A 20,119-nucleotide genomic window follows, 5' to 3' on the forward strand; every position below is an offset into this window, starting at 1 on the left:
CTGTGACTGCCACCGTTTCGGCCTCCCCCTCACCATCGACGCGGGGCACCCGGCCTCGTGACACCGTGTACGTCCTGGTCCGGGCGGCCGAGGACGAGGCGGGCCTGGCCGCGGCGCCTGACGCGATCGCGGCCGAGCTGCGGAAGACCGGCACCGGCGTGCTCGTCCTGGAGAGCCGCCGGGACCGCGACCCGGCGCTCCCCGCGGCGGTGAACCACGTCATCGCGGACGCCGGAGGGCGTGTGGTCGTCCTGGTCGCCACGCCGCTGACCATGCCCGCCTGCCTGGAGGTCGCCGCCGGCCTGCCCCGGCACGTCGTCGGCGTCGTCGGCCTCGGCACCGCGCCGTCCGCCGAGGCCGCCGGATCCGCGCGGCCGCTGCTGCTCGCGGATCTGACGGCCGACGCCCGGCCCGCCGGGGAGATCCGCGCCGCCTGCGAAACCCCGGGCGCCAAGTCCGTCCTGTGGAACGGCATGCGGCACGGCCCGGACCTCACGCCGCGCCTCCTGGCCGCGGAGATCGCCGCGTACGCCGAGGAGATCGCCCAGCCGCCCGGCTCGTGGCGGCGGGTGGTCCCCGAGGTACCGGGAACGGCGCGCACTGCGCGACTGGCCGACGGGACCACCCTGGCCTACACCGAGTACGGCGCCGGCGACCGGGTGATCATCACTGCTCAGATGGGTTTCCCTCCCGAGCCCAACTACCCCTCCCTGCTGGCGTCGGCACCCGTGAACGCCCGCGTGCTCGCGGTCACCCTGCGGGGCTTCCGGCCCTCCGACACGGTCGAGCACGATCTGGGCCTCGGCTGGCTGTCCCGGTGGGCCGACGACATCGCCGAACTGGCCACCGTCCTCGGCATCGAGAGGTTCCACTACACCGGCGGCTCCCATGGCGGAGGCGTCGGCTGGTACCTGGCCGAGCGCCACCCGCACCGGCTCGACGGCTACATCGGCGTGGTCTCCGGCCCGCACGACCGCGAGAACGACACCTCCTCCTCGGTCGCCCGGCGCTCCATCAACGACGCCTGGCCCGACGAGGCCGCGGTGCGCAGGCACGTCGAAGACCTCGTGTTCGGACCGCCGACGCACCCGAGGCGGGCTCGCAGGCGTGCCCTGCTCATCGACGGAATCGTCGCCGACTACAAGGAGATGACCCCGCAGGAGGCCCGCATCAACCAGGGCAAGCCCTGGCCGCAGGCCGCCACCGACGCCGCGCTGGCCGCGGTGCTGCGCACCGTCGAGGTGCCCACCCTGCTCCTCAGCGGCGTCCAGGATGTGATCATCTCCGCGGACGCCGCGTTCCGCGCCTCCTCGTCGGTGCCCCTGGCCAAGTCCGTGCTGTGGCAGGACGAGGGGCACATGACCTGGGAGGAGGCCCCCGACCGCCTGGTCGGCGAGGTCGCGCTCTTCCTCGACGAACTCGACGCCACCGGAGGGACCCGATGACGGCCGACACCACCATGGAGATCACGCTCCCCGTGGGACGCGTCCGGGGCGTCCGGCGCCACGGCTGGTCGGAGTTCCGGGGCATCCCCTACGCCGCGCCGCCCGTGGGCACGCGCAGGTTCCGCTCCCCGCAGCCGCACGGCGCCTGGTCCGATGTGCTCGACGCCACCCGGTTCGGCCCGGTCTGCCCGCAGGAGTTCGACGCGATCGACGCCGCCATGGGCGCCGACGACCAGCCGCAGTCCGAGGCCGGCTGCCTCACGCTGTCGGTCTGGCGACCGGAACAGGCCGCATCCGGGTCAGGTCTGCCCGTCATGGTGTGGATCCACGGGGGTGCCCTGTCCAGCGGTGCGTCGTCCTGGCCGCAGTACGACGGGAGGGCCTTCGCCCGGGACGGGATCGTCTTCGTCGGCGTCAACTACCGCCTGCACGCGCTGGGTTTCCTCGACTTCGGCCGGTTCGGCGCGGACGACGGGCGCCCGACGACGAACCTCGGCCTCCAGGACGCCGAACTGGCCCTGCGGTGGGTCCGCGCCAACATCGCCGCGTTCGGGGGTGATCCGGAGAACATCACGATCTTCGGGGAGTCCGCCGGCGGCGCGATGGTGAACGGCCTCGTCGCCTCACCGACCGCCCGCGGCCTGTTCCGCAGAGCGGTGATGCAGTCCGGTACCTGCGTGCGGCTCATCGAGCACGAGGCGGCGGGGCAGATCACGCGCAACGCCTGCCGCCTCCTGGGCGTCGCGCCGGACGACCGCGCGGCACTCCAAGCCGTGCCGGTGCGGGAACTGGTCGGGCTGGTGGGCATCCCCGGCCTGCTGGAGGGGGTGGACACCCCGGTCACCTTTCCCTGGTTGTTCACCCGCGATCCCGCCGGACTCGACCTCGACGGGCTGGAGGCGGTCGATGCGGGCCGCGCCGACGGGCTCGAGCTGATCCTGGGCTGGACGGCGGACGAGTACCGGCTCCGCCGGCTCACCCGTGCCCCGGACGGCCTCCCCGAGGACCTCTCCCCGCTCGGCGACCTCACCGGAGCGCTGCTCGCCGCGCACGCCCGGCACCGCCCCGAGCTCGATCCGGTGGAGCTCAGCGAGGCGGTGCTGAACCACCAGCACTTCTACGCCCCCGCCCTGCGGATCGCCGACGCCCACGCGCGCCGCGGCGGCAGCGTCCACCTGTACGAGTTCCGCTGGCGCTCCCCCGTGCTCGGTGGACGGCTCGGCTCCTGCCATGCCCTGGAGATCCCGTTCGTCTTCGACCGTGCGGTGGCCCCGGCCTTCCACGGCCCCCTGCCGCTGCCCGCCCGTCTGGTGGAGGTGATGCACGGCTCCTGGGCCGCCTTCGCCCGCGACGGGAATCCGTCCGTGCCCGGGCTCGTCTGGCCCGCCCACCGTCCGGGCTCCCGGTTCACCGCCGTCTTCGACACCGATTCCCGCGTCGTCGAGGACCTTCACCCCGACCTGGCCGCGCTCTGGGAGCGGGCACGGCCCGAGCAGATCGGAATCCAATGATCGCCGCCCTCGTCGGAGCCGACATCCCGTCGGCCCTCGTCCGCGCCTGCGGCCTGGAGCCGCGCCGTATCGGCCTGTGCGAGGCGGAGAACGCGCTGCAGGACCCGGACGTGGCCTGCGTCGTGTTCTCTCACCTGCGTGCCTGCTACGCCCAGGCGTACCACCGCTGGTACGCCGAACTGCGGGACGTCCGGAAGACCCCCGAGCTGGTCCTGCTCGACCTGCCGATGACCGAAGGCCCCGGTGCGCGCGCCTACGCCCTCGCCCGGCTGCGCCAGGCCGGGGACCGGCTCTCCCCCCTCACCGGCGTCCGCCTCGACGAGGCGGCCCTCCTGCGCGAGTTGCGCGCCGCGGTCGAGCCTTCCGGGACCACGGGGACGGTTCCGGACAGCCGGTCCCCGCGGGCGGTGATCGTCGGCGCCGAGGAGGTCCCCGACTCCGTCTACAGGGTGACCGGGGCCGGCCTGACCGTGGTCGCGACCGAGGGGCCCGCGGGGTACGGCTCCGGTGCGGGCGCTGACGCCGAGACCGCCGGGACCGACCCGTGGAAGATCCTGCTCGACCGGCACTTCGCCCGCGCGAGCACGACGTCCAAGGCGTCCCTCATCCGGCGCGCCGAAGCGCTCCGCGCCTTGGCCTCCCGAGCCGGCGCGGACACCGTGGTCTTCGCCGCCGATCCCCTCGACGACGCGGCGGCCTGGCTGCGCGCTCTGCTGCTGCGCGCCGACGCCGCCCCGCGGGTGACCACCCTGCCCGAACTCGAATCCGGGGGCGTGCGGCCGACTCCTCAGGAGAGCCCCGCGGTGGTGGCCGGCAAGCGATCCACGCCTTCGACGAGCTCCGCCGCGAGAACCGGACGGGAAGGCGGACGGTCACGGAAGTCACTGGCGGTGATCTCCACGTTCGGCGCCTACCAGCGGGAATGGTTCGCCTCGATCCGCTCCCGCGCCGCGGCGGGCGAGCCGTTCGCCGTGGTGAACGCCGACACCCCGCAGGAGATCCTGCGCGCTCTCGACATCCCGTTCGTCGTCAACCAGTGGTGGGCGTCGATCGTCGCGGCCAAACAGGCGACCCCGCGTTTCCGCCGCGCGCTCGCCGAGCACGGCTTCCCCACCGACAACGAGGCCTACAGCAGCCAGGGCCTCGCCGCCCTCTTCGTTCCGGACGAGGAGGCACCCTGGGGCGGTCTTCCCCGTCCTTCCCTCCTCCAGACGGTGCGCAGCGAGGACGCCCTGGTCGGGATCTTCGAACAGTGGGCCGAGGCCGGCGGAGCCGATCTGATCACCTTCGACCGCTCGGCGGAGACCCGGCGGGAGTTCCCGCTGACCTGGTGGGACGACCTGCCGGACAGATGGGAGGAGACGCTGGAGCCCGAGCGGCTCGACCTCATGACCGCCCAGATCCGCGAGAGCATCGCCGTCATCGAACGCAGAACCGGCCGTCGCCTCGACCCGGAGCGCCTGACGTCGGTGCTGCACCTGGTCAACGAGCAGGAGGAGTACTACCGCAGGATCCGCGATCTCGTCGCCGCCACCTCGCCCGCCCCCGTCAGCATCGCCGACACCATGCCCGCGACGATGATCCCCCAGTGGCACCGCGGCACCGAGTGGGGCCGCGACGCCGCCCGCGACCTGCACGCCGAAGTGGCGCGACGGGTCGACCGGGGCGAGGCGGTCTGCGCGCGCGAACGCGTCCGGGTGATGTGGGTGGGACGGGGCACCTGGCAGAACATGCGGCTCTACCAGGCGTTCGGGGAGAGCCACGGCGCCGTGTTCGTCTGGTCCATGTACCTGGGGCTCGCCGCCGACGGCTACCTCCGCTACTTCGACAGGGGACGCGACCCCCTGCGGTCGCTGGCCGCACGGTTCCTCACGATGGGCGACGAACTGCGCATGCCGAGCTGGTCGGCCGCATGGCACGTCGCCGAGGCGAGACGGCATCGCGTCGACGCCGTCGTCGGCATCGCCGACGCCGAGCCGCACGTCCTGGACGAACTCGAACGCGAAGGCCTGCCGGTCCTGCGGATACGGGCCGACAACCTGAGCCTGGACGGGGGCGGGCCCGCCGAGCACCGGATCGGCGCCTTCCTCGACGAGCACTTCGGCCGCCTCCGTTAGCGGCTGCCGGAGACGCCCCATGAAGAAGGCCTCCACCGGCAAACCGGTGGAGGCCTTCTCCGTCGTCCAGGTCGTCAGCCCCTGCTCGGGACCTCGGCGGACTGCGCCAGGCGAGGGGGAACCTCGTCCCGGTCGCGGATCGGGGAGCCCAGACCTTCGGCGCAACGGCGGAGCAGCGACTCCAGAAGCGTGGTCTCCTCCGCGCTCAGCCGCGCGCACATCCGCGCCTCGAGCTCGTTGGCCTCACGCTCGCACTCGAAGATCACCTCTTCGCCCTTCCGCGTGAGCCGGGCCTCGAGGATCCGGCCGTGGTCGGGAGAACGCCGCCGTTCGACCAGCCCCGCGGCGATGAGGCTCTTGAGGACCTGGTTGGCGCCCTGGGCGGTCACCCCCGTCCACCGCGACAGGTCGGCGTTGGACATGTTCGGGATCCTCCGGAGGGCGAACATGCTGACGTACTCGGCCTCGCTGACCCCGTAGGCGGCCAGCCGCTCCGTCAACAGCTGCTGGAAGACACGATTCACATGGCGGAGGCCATGGCGCAGAGTCGGTTCCGGACTCTGCGCGGGGTTGCGTTCCAGACTCACGGTTGCACCTTACCCACCGGCGACGACCGCGAGCGGGCGGCCCGCCCCGGGGTGATCAACGGCCGTCGCCTCGGGCACCCGGCCCGGCGCGCTCGGTGAGGAAGGGGAGGACGGCTTCCATGAACGGCTCGAAGGCCTCCTCGTGGATGCCATGCCCGGAATCGATCTCCACCTTGGTGATACGCGGGTTCATGGCCGCCATCCTGTCGATCACCTCCGGCTCCACCAGGCACGGCGGCCGGGCGGCCCAGAGGAACAGGGTCGGGACGGTCAGGCGCTCGACGGCCTGCCACTGCCCGGTGTCGAACAGCTCGTCGCGTTCCAGGTGGGAGTCGCCCAGCAGCCTGTGCACGTCCGACCGCCAGGTGTACCGGCCGGAGTCGGCGGGCCGTACCAGCGTATCGACCCGTGTGTCGAGATCGTCACCGTGCAGGTGCGGGTACTCCCGGGCGACGTGCTCGCGGGCCGCCTCCCAGGAGGTGAACGACTCGGGCGACCGGTCATGGTCGGCGCGGACGGCCTCGCGGACCGTCTTCCCGGGAGGGCCGCCGTCCTCCAGGACGAGTCCCCGGAGGCGGTCGGGACGGCGCGAGGCGTACACCAGGGAGGTGCACGAGCCCATCGAGTGGCCGACCAGGAGGTAGGGCTCCGGGATGACCTGGTCGGCGAAGGTCTCGTAGTCCTCCAGGAAGTCGATCAGGTGGTAGCGCCCGTCTTCGGCCCATGCCGAGTCGCCGTGTCCCCGCTGTTCGAGGGCGACCACGTGGAACCGGTCGCTGAGCCGCTCGGCGACCCGGTTCCAGGTCTCGACGACGGCCGTCCGGCCGTGCAGCAGGGAGACGACCGGGCGGCCGGGGTCGCCCCAGGACAGATAGCGGTGCCTGCGCCCGTTGAGCAGGATGCCCCGGACGACGGGGCCGGCTGCGGAGTTCGTGTGGCCGCTCATCATTCGCTCTCGATCCAGAACAGGGAACTGGGCTGGAGGACCACCGTGTCCTGCAGGCCCTCACGGACGCCGTAGCTGAAGACCGCCCCGGTGACGGGCACGATCGGCGTCCACTCCTCGAAGGTGCGCAGCACCTTCTCCGACGCCGCTGCCGCCCCGTCCTGCGGCGCGCCGAGCAGTTCCTGACCGTACCCCTCCATCTTGTCATTGGAGCAGCCGGCGTAGATGCACTTCGTCTCGGAGGTGTCGAAGGCCCCGATGAAGGACTGCGCGATGTTGAAGCTGCCGCTCTCCACGATGTTGAGCTCGAAGGATCCGTCCAGGGAGTTGCTGATGAACTGCTGGTCCTCGACGGGGGTGGGCTTGATCTCGATGCCGAGCGGGGTGAGCATCTGCTGCAGGGCGACGGCGACGCGGCCTTCGATCTCGGTGCTGCTGGCGAAATAGCTCGCCGACACCGTGCACCCGTTCTCGCAGGCGGTGCCCTTGAGCAGTTCACGGGCCTTGGCGACGTCCTGTCGCGGATAGACCTCCACGGGCACCGGATAGGTCGCGGGTACGGGGTACGGGCCGGACTGGACCTTCGCCGCGTCGCCGTAGGCGACCTTGGCGAGGGCCGCCCTGTCCACGGCCCAGGCGAGGGCCTGGCGCAGCCGGACGTCGGAGAACAGCGAGCCCGACCGGTTGTTGGGGATAAGGTACAGGCTGGCGAGCCGTTGGACGTTCTTGATCACCGCGCCGTCGGAGACCTGGCGCGCCGACGACGCCGAGAGCATGGGGGCGACGTCGATCTCGCCGCCGTTGAGCCGGGTGGCCGAGGTGACCGGGTCGGAGATGACGGAGAACTCGATCCGTTTCACCTTCGGTTTGGGCCCGCCGAAGTTCTCGTTGCGCACGAGGGCGAACTTCTTGCTCGTCGGGTCGCCGTCGGGTACGTACGCGCCGGAGAAGACGGGATTGCTGGAGAAGTAATCCTTCGCCTCGGCGGCCGCGGCCGGGATGATGCTGTAGGACGGGATCGCCAGCTGCTGGTCGAAGTAGGTGTCGGCCTGCTTCAGTTCGATCACCACGGTGTCGTCCTCGGGAGCGGTCACCGAGGCGAGGTTCTTGGCCTCCTGGGCGTTGGGGCCGGGGGTGTCCCTGACCCTCTCCAGGGACGCGACGACGTCCTTGCCGGTCAGCGGTGTGCCGTCGGAGAATTTCAGGCCGGGCTTCAGCTTGATGGTGTAGGTGCGCCGGTCGCCGGCCGCGGTCATCTTCTCCACGAGGACCGGTGAGGTCTCCGTCGCCGAACCCTTCTTGAAGGCGAAGAGCGTGGCGCTGGTCAGGCTGATGATCTGGTTGTCGACGAGCAGCGGGCCGGAGATGGGGTCGATCGACCGCGCGTTGGTGGTGAGGTCGATCCGCACCGTGTCGCTCCCGGCGGCGTTCTCCCCTGCTCCTCCCCCTCCCCCGCCGCCACAGGCGGTCGCGGTGCCCAGCAGGGCCAAGGCCGCGGCGGCGCCGCGCAGGCGTGCGCGCCACCGAGGGGATTCGACCATGGGATCTCCTTATCTTCTCGGGTGACGCGCGACGATCGGGACATCCGAACGGCACCACCCTGGACAAGCAGCCGAAATGTCACATCGAGCCACCTCGGCGCGCCGTAAACGTAAGAAAGCCACCTCCAGCTTGTCAAGCATCTTGATATCCATGCTTCGTCGCGACACCGTCCTGCGACATCCCCGAAACCGGGAATCCCTTCGGGGGCGCCGCGAGCCAGGGTCGACGCCGGCGACACTGGCGGAATATCAAGCTGCCTGATATTACTGTCACCATCCCGCCCCTCCGACCGAAGGACTGCGATGTCGACGCGACCGCTCGACGGCACGATCGTGCTCGACCTGACGACCGCGCTGGCCGGCCCCTACGCGACCCTGCTGCTCGCGGGCCTCGGCGCTCGCGTCATCAAGATCGAGAACCCGCTCACCGGAGGCGACTCCTCCCGCGGCAACTCGCCCTACGTCACCCGCGAGGGACTGCGCCTTCGCCGCCTGGACGAGGTCGACATGTCGCTGTCCATGATGCTCAGAGGCCGGGGCAAGGAGAGCCTGACGATCAACTTGAGAACGGACGAGGGCCGTGCCCTCCTGAAGGAACTGGCCGCTCACGCCGACGTGCTCGTGGAGAACTACAGCGCAGGGGTCACCGAGCGGCTCGGCATCGACCACCCGCGGCTACGCGAGACCAATCCGCGTCTGGTGTACACCTCGATCAGCGGATTCGGCGCCCAGGGCCTGCCGGAGGGCGGCGGAAAGGCCATGGACACGATCATCCAGGCGCTCAGCGGCCTGATGATGACGGCCGGCCAGCCTGACGACCCGCCCGTGCGGCTCGGCGTCCCCGTCGGCGACCTCGTCGCCCCCCTCTTCGCCGTCATCGGCACCCTGGCCGCGGTCCTCCAGGCACGCACGACCGGACACGGGCAGCACGTCGACGTCTCCATGCTGGGCGCGCTGACCTCGCTCGTCGCGGCCGAGCCGTTCGACGCGCTGGAAAGCGTCGGCATCCCCTTGCGCACCGGTCCTCTCGTGCCCCGCCTCGCGCCTTTCGGCACCTTCGAGTCCAAGAACGGCTGGATCGCGCTCTGCGCGCCGACCGACGCTCTGGCCGCCTCCGTCCTGCGCGCGGTCGGCCGCGAGGATCTGCTGACCGAAGACCGTTTCGCCACCCGCGACGCCCGTGTCGCGAACGCCGACGCACTGCACGCAATCATCGGCGACTGGATCAGGAGCCGCACCAACGAGGAAGCGCTCAGCGGCCTCGTGGCCGGCGGCGTACCCGCCGCACCGGTGCGCAGCACCGCAGAGGCCGTCCGCGACCCGCTCCTGCTGACCCGCGGTGAAGTCGTCCCGCTCTCCCACCCGGAATACGGCGAGGTGGCCGACGTCTACGGATCGGGTATCCCGTTCCGGCTGTCCGGCAGCGACACGACGCTGGACCGTCCCGCCCCGGCCCTCAGCCAGGACACCGAGCGGGTCCTGAAGGAGTTCCTCGACTACGACGCCCGCACGGTGGACGAGCTCCGGCGTTCCGGGGTGATCTGAGCTCGGCCCGGAGCCGAGGCGCTTCACGGGGACGTTGCGGTCCCTGTCGGCAGGACGAGCGGGAACGCGAACGCCACGCCTGACGCGGTCGTCCGGGCAGGGCGGGCGGGACGGCGAACGCCCAATGGGTTTTGTACATTCATGCATGCAGGCATGAACAGAAGGGACGCGGGCGCCGGTGTCCGGGGAAGGTCCCGACCGTCCCTCGCGAACCCCGGCAGCCCGGGGAGAGTGTGCGGGGCGAGTGGAGTCGTCGCGACACGAGCGGTTACCTTCGTGCGCGGCGGTGAAGGCAGGGGGTGGGAGACGCATGGCGGATGCGACGGTCAAGGTCCGGCGGACCCAGGTCGAGCGCCGTGCTCACACGCGCGCGGCGCTGATCGAGGCGGCGGTGGCGTGCGTCAACATCGTGGGCCCCGCCTCTGTGAGCACCGCTCAGATCGCTGCCACCGCCGGCGTGACACGCGGAGCGGTCCAGCACCACTTCGGCTCGGCGCAGGAGCTCTACCTCGCTGTGGTGAACCACGCTTGGGAGGAGATCGCGGCCGTGTACCGCACAGCGCCCGGTCTGGACGTCTCCCTGGACCGGCGGATCACCGGCTGGGGTACGACGATGGTGCAGGCCTACACCCATCCCGCCGCGCTGGCCGGCTACGAGATACTGGTCCACTACCGCGGCAACGCCGGCTTCATGGCCGAGCACACGCCGATGGCGCTGGCCGCGGAGCAGCGGCTTGACGAGCTGTGGGTGGCCGCGTTCACCGACACCGGGCTCAGTCGGGCCGAGCTCGTCGGCATCCGGCACACGGCGCGGACGTTCATGCTGGGCGCCGTCGCCCGCCGCCTCATGATCCCCGAGACCGATGCCGATCTCCGTCGTGAACTCACGGACCTGCTCCGTGCTTTCCTGCCCGCTCGGCAGTAGGACCGGCCACCGTGTACGCCGCCTGAGCGTGGAGCGGAGTGGGGATGCCGTCGGTGCTCGTCGTCGTCCTGTCGCGGTTGACGAAAGCCGGCGAAGCGACGGGGGCCCGCCCCCGGAGACTTCGGGAACAGGGCGGATCAGGGTACGGGTGAACCGCACCTTGGAACCGCATTACATACATTCATGAATGCATATAAGCTGAGAGCCGGTTACCGGGTGCGAGGCGGAGCGTGCGGCAACTTGAGCCCCTGGGTCTCACGCAGCGGGCCTGACAGTGAACTTCGTCGGCGCTTCGGCGGAGAGGGGATCAAAGGATGCGCGAGGACCGTTTCGCGGCGGCAGGTGAGTTCTACGACTGGCACGAGGATCTGGGCGGGAGCCCCAGGGGGACGGTGCTGCGGCACGAGCCGCTGGAGGAGACGTTCCTGGTCCAAGGCGCGGCCCGCGGGTTCCGCATCCTGTATGTCAGCGTCGGACACGCCGGCCACGACATCCCGATCAGCGGGCTGCTGTACCTGCCGAGCGACCCGGCACCCCTGGGTGGTTGGCCGGTGATCTCCTACGCGCACGGAACCACGGGAATCATCCCGGACGCGGCGCCGTCTCTGCGTCCGACGGCGCAGGTGCTCGGTCACCCGCTGCTGGGCATGGTCCCCAGGTTCCTCGAAGCCGGATACGCCGTGGTGTGCACCGATTACGAGGGCCTGGGAACAGCCGGGCTTCATCCGTACCTGCATGGACCGAGCCTGTCTGCCAGCCAGATCGACGCGGTGCGGGCAGCACGGCGGATCGCCGGGGACTGCTCGCCGACGTGGCTGGCGATGGGACACTCCGAAGGCGGGCTGGCGACCCTGTTCACGGCGGCGTCCGCGTCGGCCGTGGCCCCGGAACTCGACTACCGAGGTGCGGTCGCGACGGCGCCGCCGACGGAGTGGTCCACCCTCAGCTCGCAGACCAGCGATATGGGACGCATCCTGACCCCGTTGATCCTGCACGCGGCCGGCTACCACGACCCGTCCGTGGACGCCGACGACTGGCTCAACGACAACGGGCACGTCCTGTGGAACGCCTGGCGCACCAGCTACCTGCACGAGCCCGGAACCGTGCTGGACACCTTCACCGGGCTGTACGGCAAGCCGCTGCTGAAACTGGCCTCCGGTGAGATCAGCGACGCGGAGGCGGCGGCCCGGCTCAGCGAATCCGTCGACTACGACGGCCTGGAGGTGCCGCGCGAGCGCCTGGACCGACCTGTGTTCCTCGGTGAGGGCGGCGCCGACGAGTTCTGCGTCCCGGGCACGGTGGAGCGCCTCGCCGCGGATCTGAGCGCCACGGGCAGCGACGTGGAGTACCACTGCTACGCCGGCACCGGACACCTCGACGTGCCCAGTGCCGCGTTCCCGGACTCCCTTCCGTTCGTGCGGCGTCTCACCGCCGCCGTGGAGTGACCCCGCCGGCGGCCGGTCGCGTGAGGCACTCGGCGTCGAACGGCTCGTCGTCGATCAGGAACGCGCGTGGCGAGCCGGCCGGTGGTGAGGCATCGGCACTCCCCTCGCGGCAGGTCACCCGGCCGTGTGCGCGAGGACGGCGGCGGCCAACTCCTCGTGCACCTCGGGCGGCAGCGTGTGCCCCATGCCCGCCACGATCATCAGCCGCGCACCTGGGATCCGCTCGGCGATGATCGCACCATGGCCCGGCTTGACCGGCTCGTGGCTGCCCTCGATGACCAGCGTGGGCACCTTCACCTGGTCCAGCACCCCCACCGGCTCGAAGTCGGGATCGGCCATCGCGGCCATCCGGTGGTTGGCCGCCGCCGACAGGTCGCGGGCCCGGTCGTAGATCCGCTCCTGCAGCCGGCGCGCCGCGTCCTCGTCGAAGGGCAGCCCGGTGCCGTGCAGCACGCGTTGCTCAGCGATCATGCCGTCGATCCGCGCGCGCCGGTCCTCCGGCGGTGGGGCGGCCATCAGCGCGCGGTAGAAGGCCACGAACTCCGGCGTCGGCTCGGGCAGGCTCCCCTCCGGCTGCGGCTGCCCCGTCAGGGCCCGCATGAGCACCTGGCCCTCGCCGCCGCCGAGTGGCGAGGAGGCGATGACGGTCAGCGAGCGCACCCGCTCCGGCCGCTCCACGGCGATGAGCTGGCCGAGCAGCCCACCCGCCGAATGGCCGACCAGGTGCGCGCTCTCCAGGCCATGGGCGTCCATCACGCGGTAGACGTCGTTCTTGATGTCGTCCCACGTGTACGGCTCCGCCGCGAAGTCGACGGTGCCCGACATGCCGGTGTCACGGTGGTCGTACCGGATCACCCGGCGGCCTCCGGCGGTCAGGCGGCCGACGAACTCGTCCGGCCACAGGATGCCCTGCGACATCGAACCCATGATCAGCAGGATCGGCGTGTCCGTCTCGGCGCCGAACTCTTCGCTCCAGAAGTTCACGTTTTGCATGTCTCAGAGCATGTCGTCTTCGGCGACGGGTGCCTTCTGTAGAACTACTAGTCGCGCCAGTTCCGTACGGGAGCCGATGCCCAGCTTCGGATAGATCTTGTACAGGTGGTACTCGACCGTGCGCGGGCTGAGGAAGAGCCGGGCGGCGATCTGCTTGCTCGACAACCCATCGGCGACCAGGCCCGCGATGCGCAGCTCCTGCGGGGTCAGCGCGTCGAACACGGGGGCGGGCGGGGCCTGCCCGCTCTCGCCCGTCGCCCGCAACTCGTCCTGCGCGCGCCTCGCCCACGGCCGTGTGCCCGCCTGCTCGAACGTCTCCCACGCCCTCCGCAGGTGCGCCCGCGCCTCGCCCGGCCGCTGTGCGCGGCGCAGGCGCTCACCCAGCAGCAGAGCCGTTCTGGCCGCCTCAAAGGGGTTGGTGTGCAGCCGCAGCGCCTCGCCGAAGGCGTCCTCGGAGGAGTCGGCCAGGCCCCGGCAGCGGGCCAGCAGAGCGCGCGACTCGGGCGTCGCGGCATGCGTCGACCACCGCTCGTACGCGGCCAGCGCCGCCCGCGCACCCGCCTCGTCACCCGCGCCCACGGCGGCCTCGATACGGTCCGGCGCGCTCCGCCACACCACGCTCGGATGCCCGGCGCCCGGTCCCGCCACGGCGATGGCCGTGAAACGGTCGTGCGCCGCCGCGAACCGGCCCAGGCACAGGTCGAGCATCGCCAGCGCGTACGACGCCACCCCCGCGCGCAGTCCCACCCGATGGGGGATGGCGATGGCCAGCGCCTCGCGGGCCTGCCGCTCGCAGGGTTCCGCCTCGCCCCGCAGCGCCGCCAGCACCGCCAGGTTGGCCAGGTGCGCGGCCACCGTGTTCTCATACCCGGCCTCCCGGGCCAGCGCCAGGCCCTCCTCGGAGACGGCCTGGCTGCGCGCCAGCCGACCGGCGATGCGCTCGGCGGTCGCCACGAACTCCAGCACGACGGGCAGCTGCCCGGTCATCCCCGACACCCTGGCCACCTGTCCGGCCCGGCTGGCCATCTCAGTGGCCAGATCCGATTCGCCCAGGGCACTGGCCGCGGCCGTCGCCCACAGGTACCCCGCCGCGTCCTCCAGCTCACCGGTCCGCGCCAGTGCCCGCCGCAGCAGGCCCGGCCCGGCGGCGTCGCCGTCCAGCGTCAGGCCGACCCCGGCCACCACGTCCCGCAGGAACCCCTCGGGATGCGCCGCCGCCCGCCGGCCGAGCTCGACGATGGCCGCCGTGTCCCCGACGTATGAGGCCGCCTCCACGGCGTCGGCCAGCATGTCCAAGGTGTCGCCCACCGCCAGGATCCGTACGGCCTCGGCGGCGTTGCCCGAGTTCAGCTCGAACCTGCCCCGGAGCTGGGCGATCTCCATGGCGAGGGTGGCGTCCCCGCCGGCCCGTTCACGCGCCTCGGCCAGCAGCGACTCCGCCTGTCCCGGCCGGCCACCGAGCCAGGCCGCGACGGCGGCGTCCTTCAGGCGGACGGCGCGAGCGCTCGGCTCAGGGGTCAGCTCGGCGGCCCTGGCCAGGGCCGTGGCGGCGGCACCGTACCCGCCGCGGTCACGTGCCCGCTCCGCGGCGGTCACCAGCGCGGCGGCGACCCGCTCGTCCTGCCCCAGGGCGGCTCCAGCCAGATGCCAGGCGCGGCGGTCGCCGGCGGTCAGCTCCGCCAAGACGGCATGCACCCGGCGGACGTCGGCGGGAGCGGCCGCCTCATGCACCGTGGACCGGATGAGCGGATGACGGAAGCGCACGCTCGTGCCCGACACCCCGGCCAACCCGGACTCCTCCAGCTCAGCCAACGCCACCCGGCCGACCCCGGCCCCCGTACTCTCACCGGGCCGTACCGCCTGCTCGGCGAACAGCCGGTCGGTGGCGCGCAGGACCAGGTCGAGGTCGGCCTCGACGGCGGCGACCAGGGCGACCAGCCGAGCAGACGCGGACAACGCGGCCACCCGATCACCGAAGAGCCGGGCACCACCGGGCAGCGGGTCGGGCAGCGGTTCACGCCCGGTGAGCTGCGCGCGCGTCAGGCGAGCGGCGATCTCGCCCAGGGCGAGCGGGTTCGCGCGGGTCAACGTGACGAGCTCCCGTACCACCTGGGCGGCCGGCACACCGCAGCGGGACTCCAGCAACTCGGCCGCGGCGGACTCGGACAGGCCGCGCACGTCCACCGTCAGCGGCACACCCTTGACAGCAGCGTCCCCGCGCACGGCGAACAACATCGCGATCCGTTCCGTCCCCAACCGCCTGGCGGCGAACAGCAGCGCATCGGCCGAAGCCCGGTCCACCCACTGGAAGTCGTCGACCACGCAGATCAGCCCGTCCGGCGCGGCGGCCTCGGCCAGCAGCGAGAACACGCCGGCCCCCACCAGGAACCGATCGCCGGCACCGCCCGCGGCAAGCCCCAGGGCCGCGCTCACAGCCACGCGCTGCGGCTCGGGCAGCGCGTCGAGCGAGCCGGTCACCGGCCACAGCACCTGGTGCAGCGCCGCGAACGCGAGGTCGGACTCCGACTCGACGCCAGTGGTCCGCAACACCCGCATCGCGCCACCGCGCGCGGCCGCCGCATCGAGCAGGGCGGTCTTGCCCGCCCCCGCCTCGCCCCGCAACACCACCGCACCCCCGAAGCCGTCGCGGGCCCGCGCGACGACCTCGTCGAGTGCGCTGATTTCCGCAGATCTCCCATAAAGCACGAACACCCACTGTAGGAGGCCTCCACGGGGGGATGATGGCGCCATGGGCCGGGCATGGTCGTTCAAGGCGACCGCCGCGATGTGCGCGGTGGTCGCGGTGGGAGCCGTGGCGTGGACATGGTCACGGTGGAAGGGCGACGTCGACCCGGTCGGCGCAGTCATCGGGCTGGGGTCGGCGGGTCTGGCCATGGCGGCGTGGCGCCAGGGGCGCCTGGCGCAGCGGGCCGCCGACGCCGACCTGCAGGTGTGGTCGGGACGGTTGGCCGTGGCGGTACTACAGGCGGAGACGAAGCAGCGAGCGCAACTGCTGGGCGAGAGCGCGGTCATCGACGTCGAGTTCACCTTCCGCCGCCAGGGCAGCCCCGTCTCGGCCGCACCGCGCGGCAGCCTGCAGGAGGTCGTCGCCTACTTCCGGGGGCTGGACGCGCCGCAACGGGTGGTCGTCACGGGGCCCGCCGGGGCGGGGAAGACGGTCCTCGCGGTGCAGCTCATCATCGGGCTGCTCACTGGACGCGCGCCGGACGACCCGATCCCGATCCGGCTGTCGGCGGCGAGCTGGGACACCGGAGTGCCGGTGGCCGACTGGCTCGCCGGACACCTGACCGCGGCGTTCGCCCTGTCACCCGTGACGGCCCGCGCGCTGGTCGAGACCGGTCGAATCCTGCCGTTCATCGACGGCCTGGACGAGATGGATGAGACGTCCTCCCCCGGATTCGCGTCACGGGCGGGCCAGGTGTTGCGCGCGCTGGACGGCTACCAGCACGGGCTGACCCGGTCCCGCCTCGTGGTGACCTGCCGGACCGGCCAGTACGACGCTCTCGTGGACGCCGACGCGGGCGCGAGGGCGACCGCCCGGATCGAGCTGACCCGGGTATCCGGCGACAAGGCGTGGCGGTTCATCCAGGCGGTGACGGACCAGGAGGATCCGGCGCGCTGGCAGCCCGTGCTGGACGCCCTGACCAGCGGTGGCGGTGTGCTGGCCGGGGCGCTGAGTACACCGTGGCAGCTCACCCTGGTCACCACCGTCTATCAGGAACGCGACCCGGCCAGTGGCCGGTACCTCCGCGACCCTCAGGAGCTCACCGAGCTGACCAGCGAGGAGGAGGTGCACCAGCACCTTCTCCGCCGCTTCGTTCACGCCCGTGTCACCGCCGCAGGAGGGAGAGGTGCCCCGGCACCGGAGCAGGCGCACGCCTGGCTCGCCGTCCTGGCCGGCTACCTGCACGCCAACGAGAAGCGGCCGCCGTTCGCCGAACGTGCCCTATCCGCCACCGACCTCGTGCCGCACGAATTGTGGCCCCTGGCCGGGCACCGCCCCCGCCATGTCGCCGTCCTCGTCTTCCGGGCTGTCGGACTCCTGATGGCGGGTCTCCTCCTCGTCCAGATCTGGAGTAAATACCCGGACGAGCCGACCCTCCCGAACGGCCTGATCACCGTAGGCTGCGTCGTCTTTGTGCGCATGGTCGGCTCAGGGCCCTGGATGCAGCCCTGGTATGCCCCCAAGCGCATCGACCTGTCCCGGTTCAGGACCGCGGAGGGCCTCAGAAGGCTTGCCTGGGGAGTGCGCGTCGTGCTGCCGGGCGCATTCGCCTACGGAGTCGTGTTCGCCTTCGTGCTGGGGCCGGCCACCGGGGCATCGTTCGGCGTTTCGCTGGGACTCGTCATCGGCATCGCGGCTGGGCTCACCGTCGGCGCCCCGGCCGCCGCTGACGCCAGGACGGTCATTCGCTACGACACGGCAGGCGCCCTGACGTTGGTGCTCATCTACACACTCGCGACCGGCCTCATCTGCACACTCGTCGCACAGTGGCCAGCCGTGCTCGCGGTCACGTGCGGGCTCGCCGTCAGCCTGTTCCTCCTGAGCGCCGCACCCCTCATGGGCGGCCCGGCGAGCCTGCGCTACCTGGCCTTCCTGCTCTGCACCCGAGGCCTTCTCCCCTGGCGCCTGGGCCGCTTCCTCGACTGGTGTTACGGCGCCGGTCTGCTGAGAATCTCCGGCATCGCCTACCAGTTCCGCCACCTCGAACTCCGCGATCACCTGGCCGCCCATCCCGAATCTCGCCCCACCGATTAATGCCGACCCCGCCTTGTCGGCCGGGTGACCAAACCGCGATCCACGGCACATCACCCTGAACTCGCCGTCGGCGAGGCCTCCGCGGCATAGAGGACGGCAAGGCCGCCAGTCAACGAATTACTACACCCGGCCAGTGTGTCTTTGTGCGATGAGCAGCGGACGAGGTTGCCCCACAGTGTTGCAGGGGTCCGGACCGACACATCATCGAAGGGAACCGGAATGTTCAGCACCAACACGGGTCGTCGGATGCGCAGAAGTGCGGGTATGGCCCTGGGATTCGTCACCGTCCTGTTCACCGGCGCCGTGGCGCTGGCCGGACCGGCGTCGGCGGCCACCGTCACCGCGCAGCTCGACAGTGGCAGGATCCTCGTCAACGGCAGCTCGGTGGACGACGGGATCGAGATCACGCTCAACCTGGCGGGCACCGTGGCGACCATCAGCAATACGCTCGGCTCGGTCGCGGCCGGTTCCGGCTGCACGCAGTCGGGGGTCGAGGCGAAGTGCCCGACCGGCGGGATTGATCGCGTCGACGTGTTCGCAGGGGACGGCATCGACTCGATCCGCAACAACACGAACCTGCCGAGCACGCTCTCCGGCGACAACGGCTTCGACACCGTCAACGGCGGCTCCGCCGCCGACAACCTGTTCGGCGGTTTCGGTGACGACAAGCTCAACGGCAACGGGGGCAACGACCGCCTGGTCGGCAGTGTCGGCCACGACACGCTCAACGGCGGCGCCGACACCGACCGCTGCGACGGCGAAGTCGAGACCAACTGCGAGCTGTAGGTGCCCACACGACCGCCCCCGCCGGACGGACCGGCAGGGGCGGTTCGTCGTTCGCCGCGGCCTCGCCTGCCCAGCCGGTCGGCCAAGGAAGAAAAAGTGCGGCGACGGTTTCTCCCACGCTCACCGCCACGGCTTCGCCCGCCTCGCCCCGGTGACGAACAACCCCTGAGTTCCTATGGCCGGAGTCGATGCGCTCAGCCCCTGGAAGGGACTGTACAAACGACGGCGCAATTGCTGATCAAGGAGACACGCGCGGCGAGCAGCCTGATCCAGGCATCCGAAGCGATGGACCTGGAGGAGCCCGCGGGACCGCGACGCCGGCTTCGAGCCGGAGATCGTCCGTAAGCGGCAGCGGCTGTCCGGCGTCGATGAGACGGTCATCTCGCCGACGGCCAAGGGCCTGACCACCGGGGAGATCTCCGCACACCTGGCCGCGGTCTACGGCGCGGAGGTGCCCGAGCAGACCATCTCCTCCATCACCGGCGAAGTCCTGGGGAAGCCTGAATGCCCCGGAGAGGCGCTCGGGAACCCGGAACTCATTCCTCACGCCGGCAAGAGCCCGCTGGTTTGACCTTGACGCTGCGTCAACTTCTAGCATCGGGGCCATGTCGATCACTGTTCTTGACACTTACTCCGCCATGAGGCGGATCCTGCTGGCCCCGGTCGCGGACCGCGTTGACCTGCTGCGTTCGATGCTGGAGCCCACCAGGGGCATGTACCGCCACCACCCCGGCGAGGTCGACCTGGTGGCCATGCACCTCCAAGCGTCCGGGTTCCCCGTCGACCGCGACGAGGAGCGTTGCCTCCACGCGCTCGAAACCCTGGCGGCGGCCGGGGCCTGGGAGCGGATGCAACGCGCCTTCGACAACGCTCTCACCGTACTGCTGGAGGCGACGCCGGGGCTGGAGGCCCCGGACATCACCGTGCTGTTCGTGCTCGGCGATCCGGGTGACGAGCACTTCATGGGTCCCTGCCGGGGAGTGACCGGGTTCGGCGGCATCTCGGGCCACATCGTGATCACGCTCTGGCCCTTCCCCGAGAACGTGGAGCGGCTGGAGGCCACCGCCGTGCACGAACTCCACCACAACCTGCGGTTCGGCCCGGGTGGGGTCGTGTGGGACCCGACGACCGTCACGGTCGGCGATCACATCGTCTCCGAGGGCCTGGCCGACGCCTTCGCCCGCCAGCTCCACGGCGACGAGCTCGGCCTCACCCGCATCGGCGTGCCGCACCTGCACGACGACGAGATCTTCGGCAAGGTGCTCACCGGGCTCGACGTGACAGGCATGCAGAACTTCACCGCCTGGGTGCACGGCGACCCCAGCGCCGAGCGCTTCGGCCTCACCCCGGTGGGACTGCCGATGGGCGCCGGGTACGCCGCGGGCAACCGGCTGGTCGACACCTACCTGACGGCGACCGGGCAGACGGCGGCGCAGGCCCTGCACGCCGACAGCTCGGAGATCATCGCCGCCACGCTCCGCCGCGGGTGACACTGGAA

14 protein-coding genes and 1 pseudogene are annotated in these 20,119 nt (G+C 71.4%); 10 read left to right on the plus strand and 5 right to left on the minus strand.

Annotated features, from left to right (window positions below; all coding sequences use genetic code 11):
- Positions 1-2: 2 nt before the first annotated feature.
- The 3 genes from F4562_RS36160 to F4562_RS00685 are packed head-to-tail and all read left to right on the plus strand — an operon-like array spanning position 3 to position 5,073.
- Positions 3-1,445 (plus strand): alpha/beta fold hydrolase, encoded by a 1,443-nt coding sequence (locus F4562_RS36160; RefSeq protein WP_184546080.1) that lies wholly within the window; start codon positions 3-5, stop codon positions 1,443-1,445.
- Complete coding sequence (locus F4562_RS00680) at positions 1,442-2,956, plus strand: carboxylesterase/lipase family protein (RefSeq protein WP_184546082.1); 1,515 nt, start codon at positions 1,442-1,444, stop codon at positions 2,954-2,956. The genes F4562_RS36160 and F4562_RS00680 overlap by 4 nt, the downstream gene beginning before the upstream one ends.
- Positions 2,953-5,073: a 2-hydroxyacyl-CoA dehydratase family protein gene (locus tag F4562_RS00685; protein WP_221207677.1), complete on the plus strand. Its 2,121-nt coding sequence runs from the start codon at positions 2,953-2,955 to the stop codon at positions 5,071-5,073. The genes F4562_RS00680 and F4562_RS00685 overlap by 4 nt, the downstream gene beginning before the upstream one ends.
- Positions 5,074-5,147: 74 nt before the next feature.
- On the opposite strand, the gene F4562_RS00690 is transcribed toward F4562_RS00685, so the two are convergent.
- From F4562_RS00690 to F4562_RS00700, 3 genes are all read right to left on the minus strand, one after another.
- Positions 5,148-5,597 (minus strand): MarR family winged helix-turn-helix transcriptional regulator, encoded by a 450-nt coding sequence (locus F4562_RS00690; RefSeq protein ID WP_184546084.1) that lies wholly within the window; start codon positions 5,595-5,597, stop codon positions 5,148-5,150.
- 118 nt (positions 5,598-5,715) lie between these two features.
- Positions 5,716-6,606 carry an alpha/beta fold hydrolase gene (locus tag F4562_RS00695; RefSeq protein WP_184546086.1) on the minus strand — a complete coding sequence of 297 codons (891 nt, stop codon included), beginning with the start codon at positions 6,604-6,606 and terminating at the stop codon, positions 5,716-5,718.
- Positions 6,606-8,147 carry an ABC transporter substrate-binding protein gene (locus tag F4562_RS00700; RefSeq protein WP_184546088.1) on the minus strand — a complete coding sequence of 514 codons (1,542 nt, stop codon included), beginning with the start codon at positions 8,145-8,147 and terminating at the stop codon, positions 6,606-6,608. Before F4562_RS00700 ends, F4562_RS00695 begins: the two co-directional genes overlap by 1 nt.
- Before the next feature lie 303 nt (positions 8,148-8,450).
- Here F4562_RS00700 and F4562_RS00705 point away from each other — a divergent pair, with 303 nt between their 5' ends.
- From F4562_RS00705 to F4562_RS00715, 3 genes are all read left to right on the plus strand, one after another.
- Positions 8,451-9,692: a CaiB/BaiF CoA transferase family protein gene (locus F4562_RS00705; protein WP_184546089.1), complete on the plus strand. Its 1,242-nt coding sequence runs from the start codon at positions 8,451-8,453 to the stop codon at positions 9,690-9,692.
- 310 nt (positions 9,693-10,002) lie between these two features.
- Positions 10,003-10,617, plus strand: coding sequence for a TetR/AcrR family transcriptional regulator (locus tag F4562_RS00710; protein ID WP_184546091.1), 615 nt, complete (start codon positions 10,003-10,005; stop codon positions 10,615-10,617).
- Positions 10,618-10,931: 314 nt separating this feature from the next.
- Positions 10,932-12,062, plus strand: coding sequence for an alpha/beta hydrolase family protein (locus F4562_RS00715; protein ID WP_184546093.1), 1,131 nt, complete (start codon positions 10,932-10,934; stop codon positions 12,060-12,062).
- A 114-nt stretch (positions 12,063-12,176) separates the two neighbouring features.
- Here the strand turns inward: F4562_RS00715 and F4562_RS00720 are convergent, their stop codons facing one another.
- Positions 12,177-13,055: an alpha/beta fold hydrolase gene (locus F4562_RS00720; RefSeq protein WP_184546095.1), complete on the minus strand. Its 879-nt coding sequence runs from the start codon at positions 13,053-13,055 to the stop codon at positions 12,177-12,179.
- Between the two features lie 3 nt (positions 13,056-13,058).
- Positions 13,059-15,767 carry a helix-turn-helix transcriptional regulator gene (locus F4562_RS00725; RefSeq protein WP_311734207.1) on the minus strand — a complete coding sequence of 903 codons (2,709 nt, stop codon included), beginning with the start codon at positions 15,765-15,767 and terminating at the stop codon, positions 13,059-13,061.
- 37 nt (positions 15,768-15,804) lie between these two features.
- Here F4562_RS00725 and F4562_RS00730 point away from each other — a divergent pair, with 37 nt between their 5' ends.
- The 4 genes and pseudogenes from F4562_RS00730 to F4562_RS00745 all read left to right on the plus strand — a co-directional run bounded on the left by F4562_RS00730 (position 15,805) and on the right by F4562_RS00745 (position 20,111).
- Positions 15,805-17,835 (plus strand): NACHT domain-containing protein, encoded by a 2,031-nt coding sequence (locus F4562_RS00730; RefSeq protein WP_184546097.1) that lies wholly within the window; start codon positions 15,805-15,807, stop codon positions 17,833-17,835.
- Positions 17,836-18,099: 264 nt separating this feature from the next.
- Positions 18,100-18,621, plus strand: coding sequence for a calcium-binding protein (locus tag F4562_RS35610; protein ID WP_281402925.1), 522 nt, complete (start codon positions 18,100-18,102; stop codon positions 18,619-18,621).
- 301 nt (positions 18,622-18,922) lie between these two features.
- Positions 18,923-19,114 (plus strand): annotated as a pseudogene (locus tag F4562_RS00740) (transposase); the annotation flags it as partial.
- 112 nt (positions 19,115-19,226) lie between these two features.
- On the plus strand, positions 19,227-20,111 hold the full coding sequence (locus F4562_RS00745; protein WP_184546101.1) for a DUF2268 domain-containing putative Zn-dependent protease: 885 nt from the start codon (positions 19,227-19,229) through the stop codon (positions 20,109-20,111).
- Positions 20,112-20,119: the final 8 nt, after the last annotated feature.

Source organism: Streptosporangium becharense, from assembly GCF_014204985.1.
Taxonomy (GTDB): domain Bacteria; phylum Actinomycetota; class Actinomycetes; order Streptosporangiales; family Streptosporangiaceae; genus Streptosporangium; species Streptosporangium becharense.

Excerpts from the sequence above, each read along its gene's own strand:
- F4562_RS00685 (WP_221207677.1), top strand. The coding sequence starts at position 2,953 with ATGATCGCCGCCCTCGTCGGAGCCGACATCCCGTCGGCCCTCGTCCGC.
- F4562_RS00715 (WP_184546093.1), top strand. The coding sequence starts at position 10,932 with ATGCGCGAGGACCGTTTCGCGGCGGCAGGTGAGTTCTACGACTGGCAC.
- F4562_RS00700 (WP_184546088.1), bottom strand. The coding sequence starts at position 8,147 with ATGGTCGAATCCCCTCGGTGGCGCGCACGCCTGCGCGGCGCCGCCGCG.
- F4562_RS00730 (WP_184546097.1), top strand. The coding sequence starts at position 15,805 with ATGGGCCGGGCATGGTCGTTCAAGGCGACCGCCGCGATGTGCGCGGTG.
- F4562_RS00680 (WP_184546082.1), top strand. The coding sequence starts at position 1,442 with ATGACGGCCGACACCACCATGGAGATCACGCTCCCCGTGGGACGCGTC.
- F4562_RS00745 (WP_184546101.1), top strand. The coding sequence starts at position 19,227 with ATGTCGATCACTGTTCTTGACACTTACTCCGCCATGAGGCGGATCCTG.
- F4562_RS00695 (WP_184546086.1), bottom strand. The coding sequence starts at position 6,606 with ATGAGCGGCCACACGAACTCCGCAGCCGGCCCCGTCGTCCGGGGCATC.
- F4562_RS35610 (WP_281402925.1), top strand. The coding sequence starts at position 18,100 with ATGGCCCTGGGATTCGTCACCGTCCTGTTCACCGGCGCCGTGGCGCTG.
- F4562_RS00705 (WP_184546089.1), top strand. The coding sequence starts at position 8,451 with ATGTCGACGCGACCGCTCGACGGCACGATCGTGCTCGACCTGACGACC.
- F4562_RS00720 (WP_184546095.1), bottom strand. The coding sequence starts at position 13,055 with ATGCAAAACGTGAACTTCTGGAGCGAAGAGTTCGGCGCCGAGACGGAC.
- F4562_RS00710 (WP_184546091.1), top strand. The coding sequence starts at position 10,003 with ATGGCGGATGCGACGGTCAAGGTCCGGCGGACCCAGGTCGAGCGCCGT.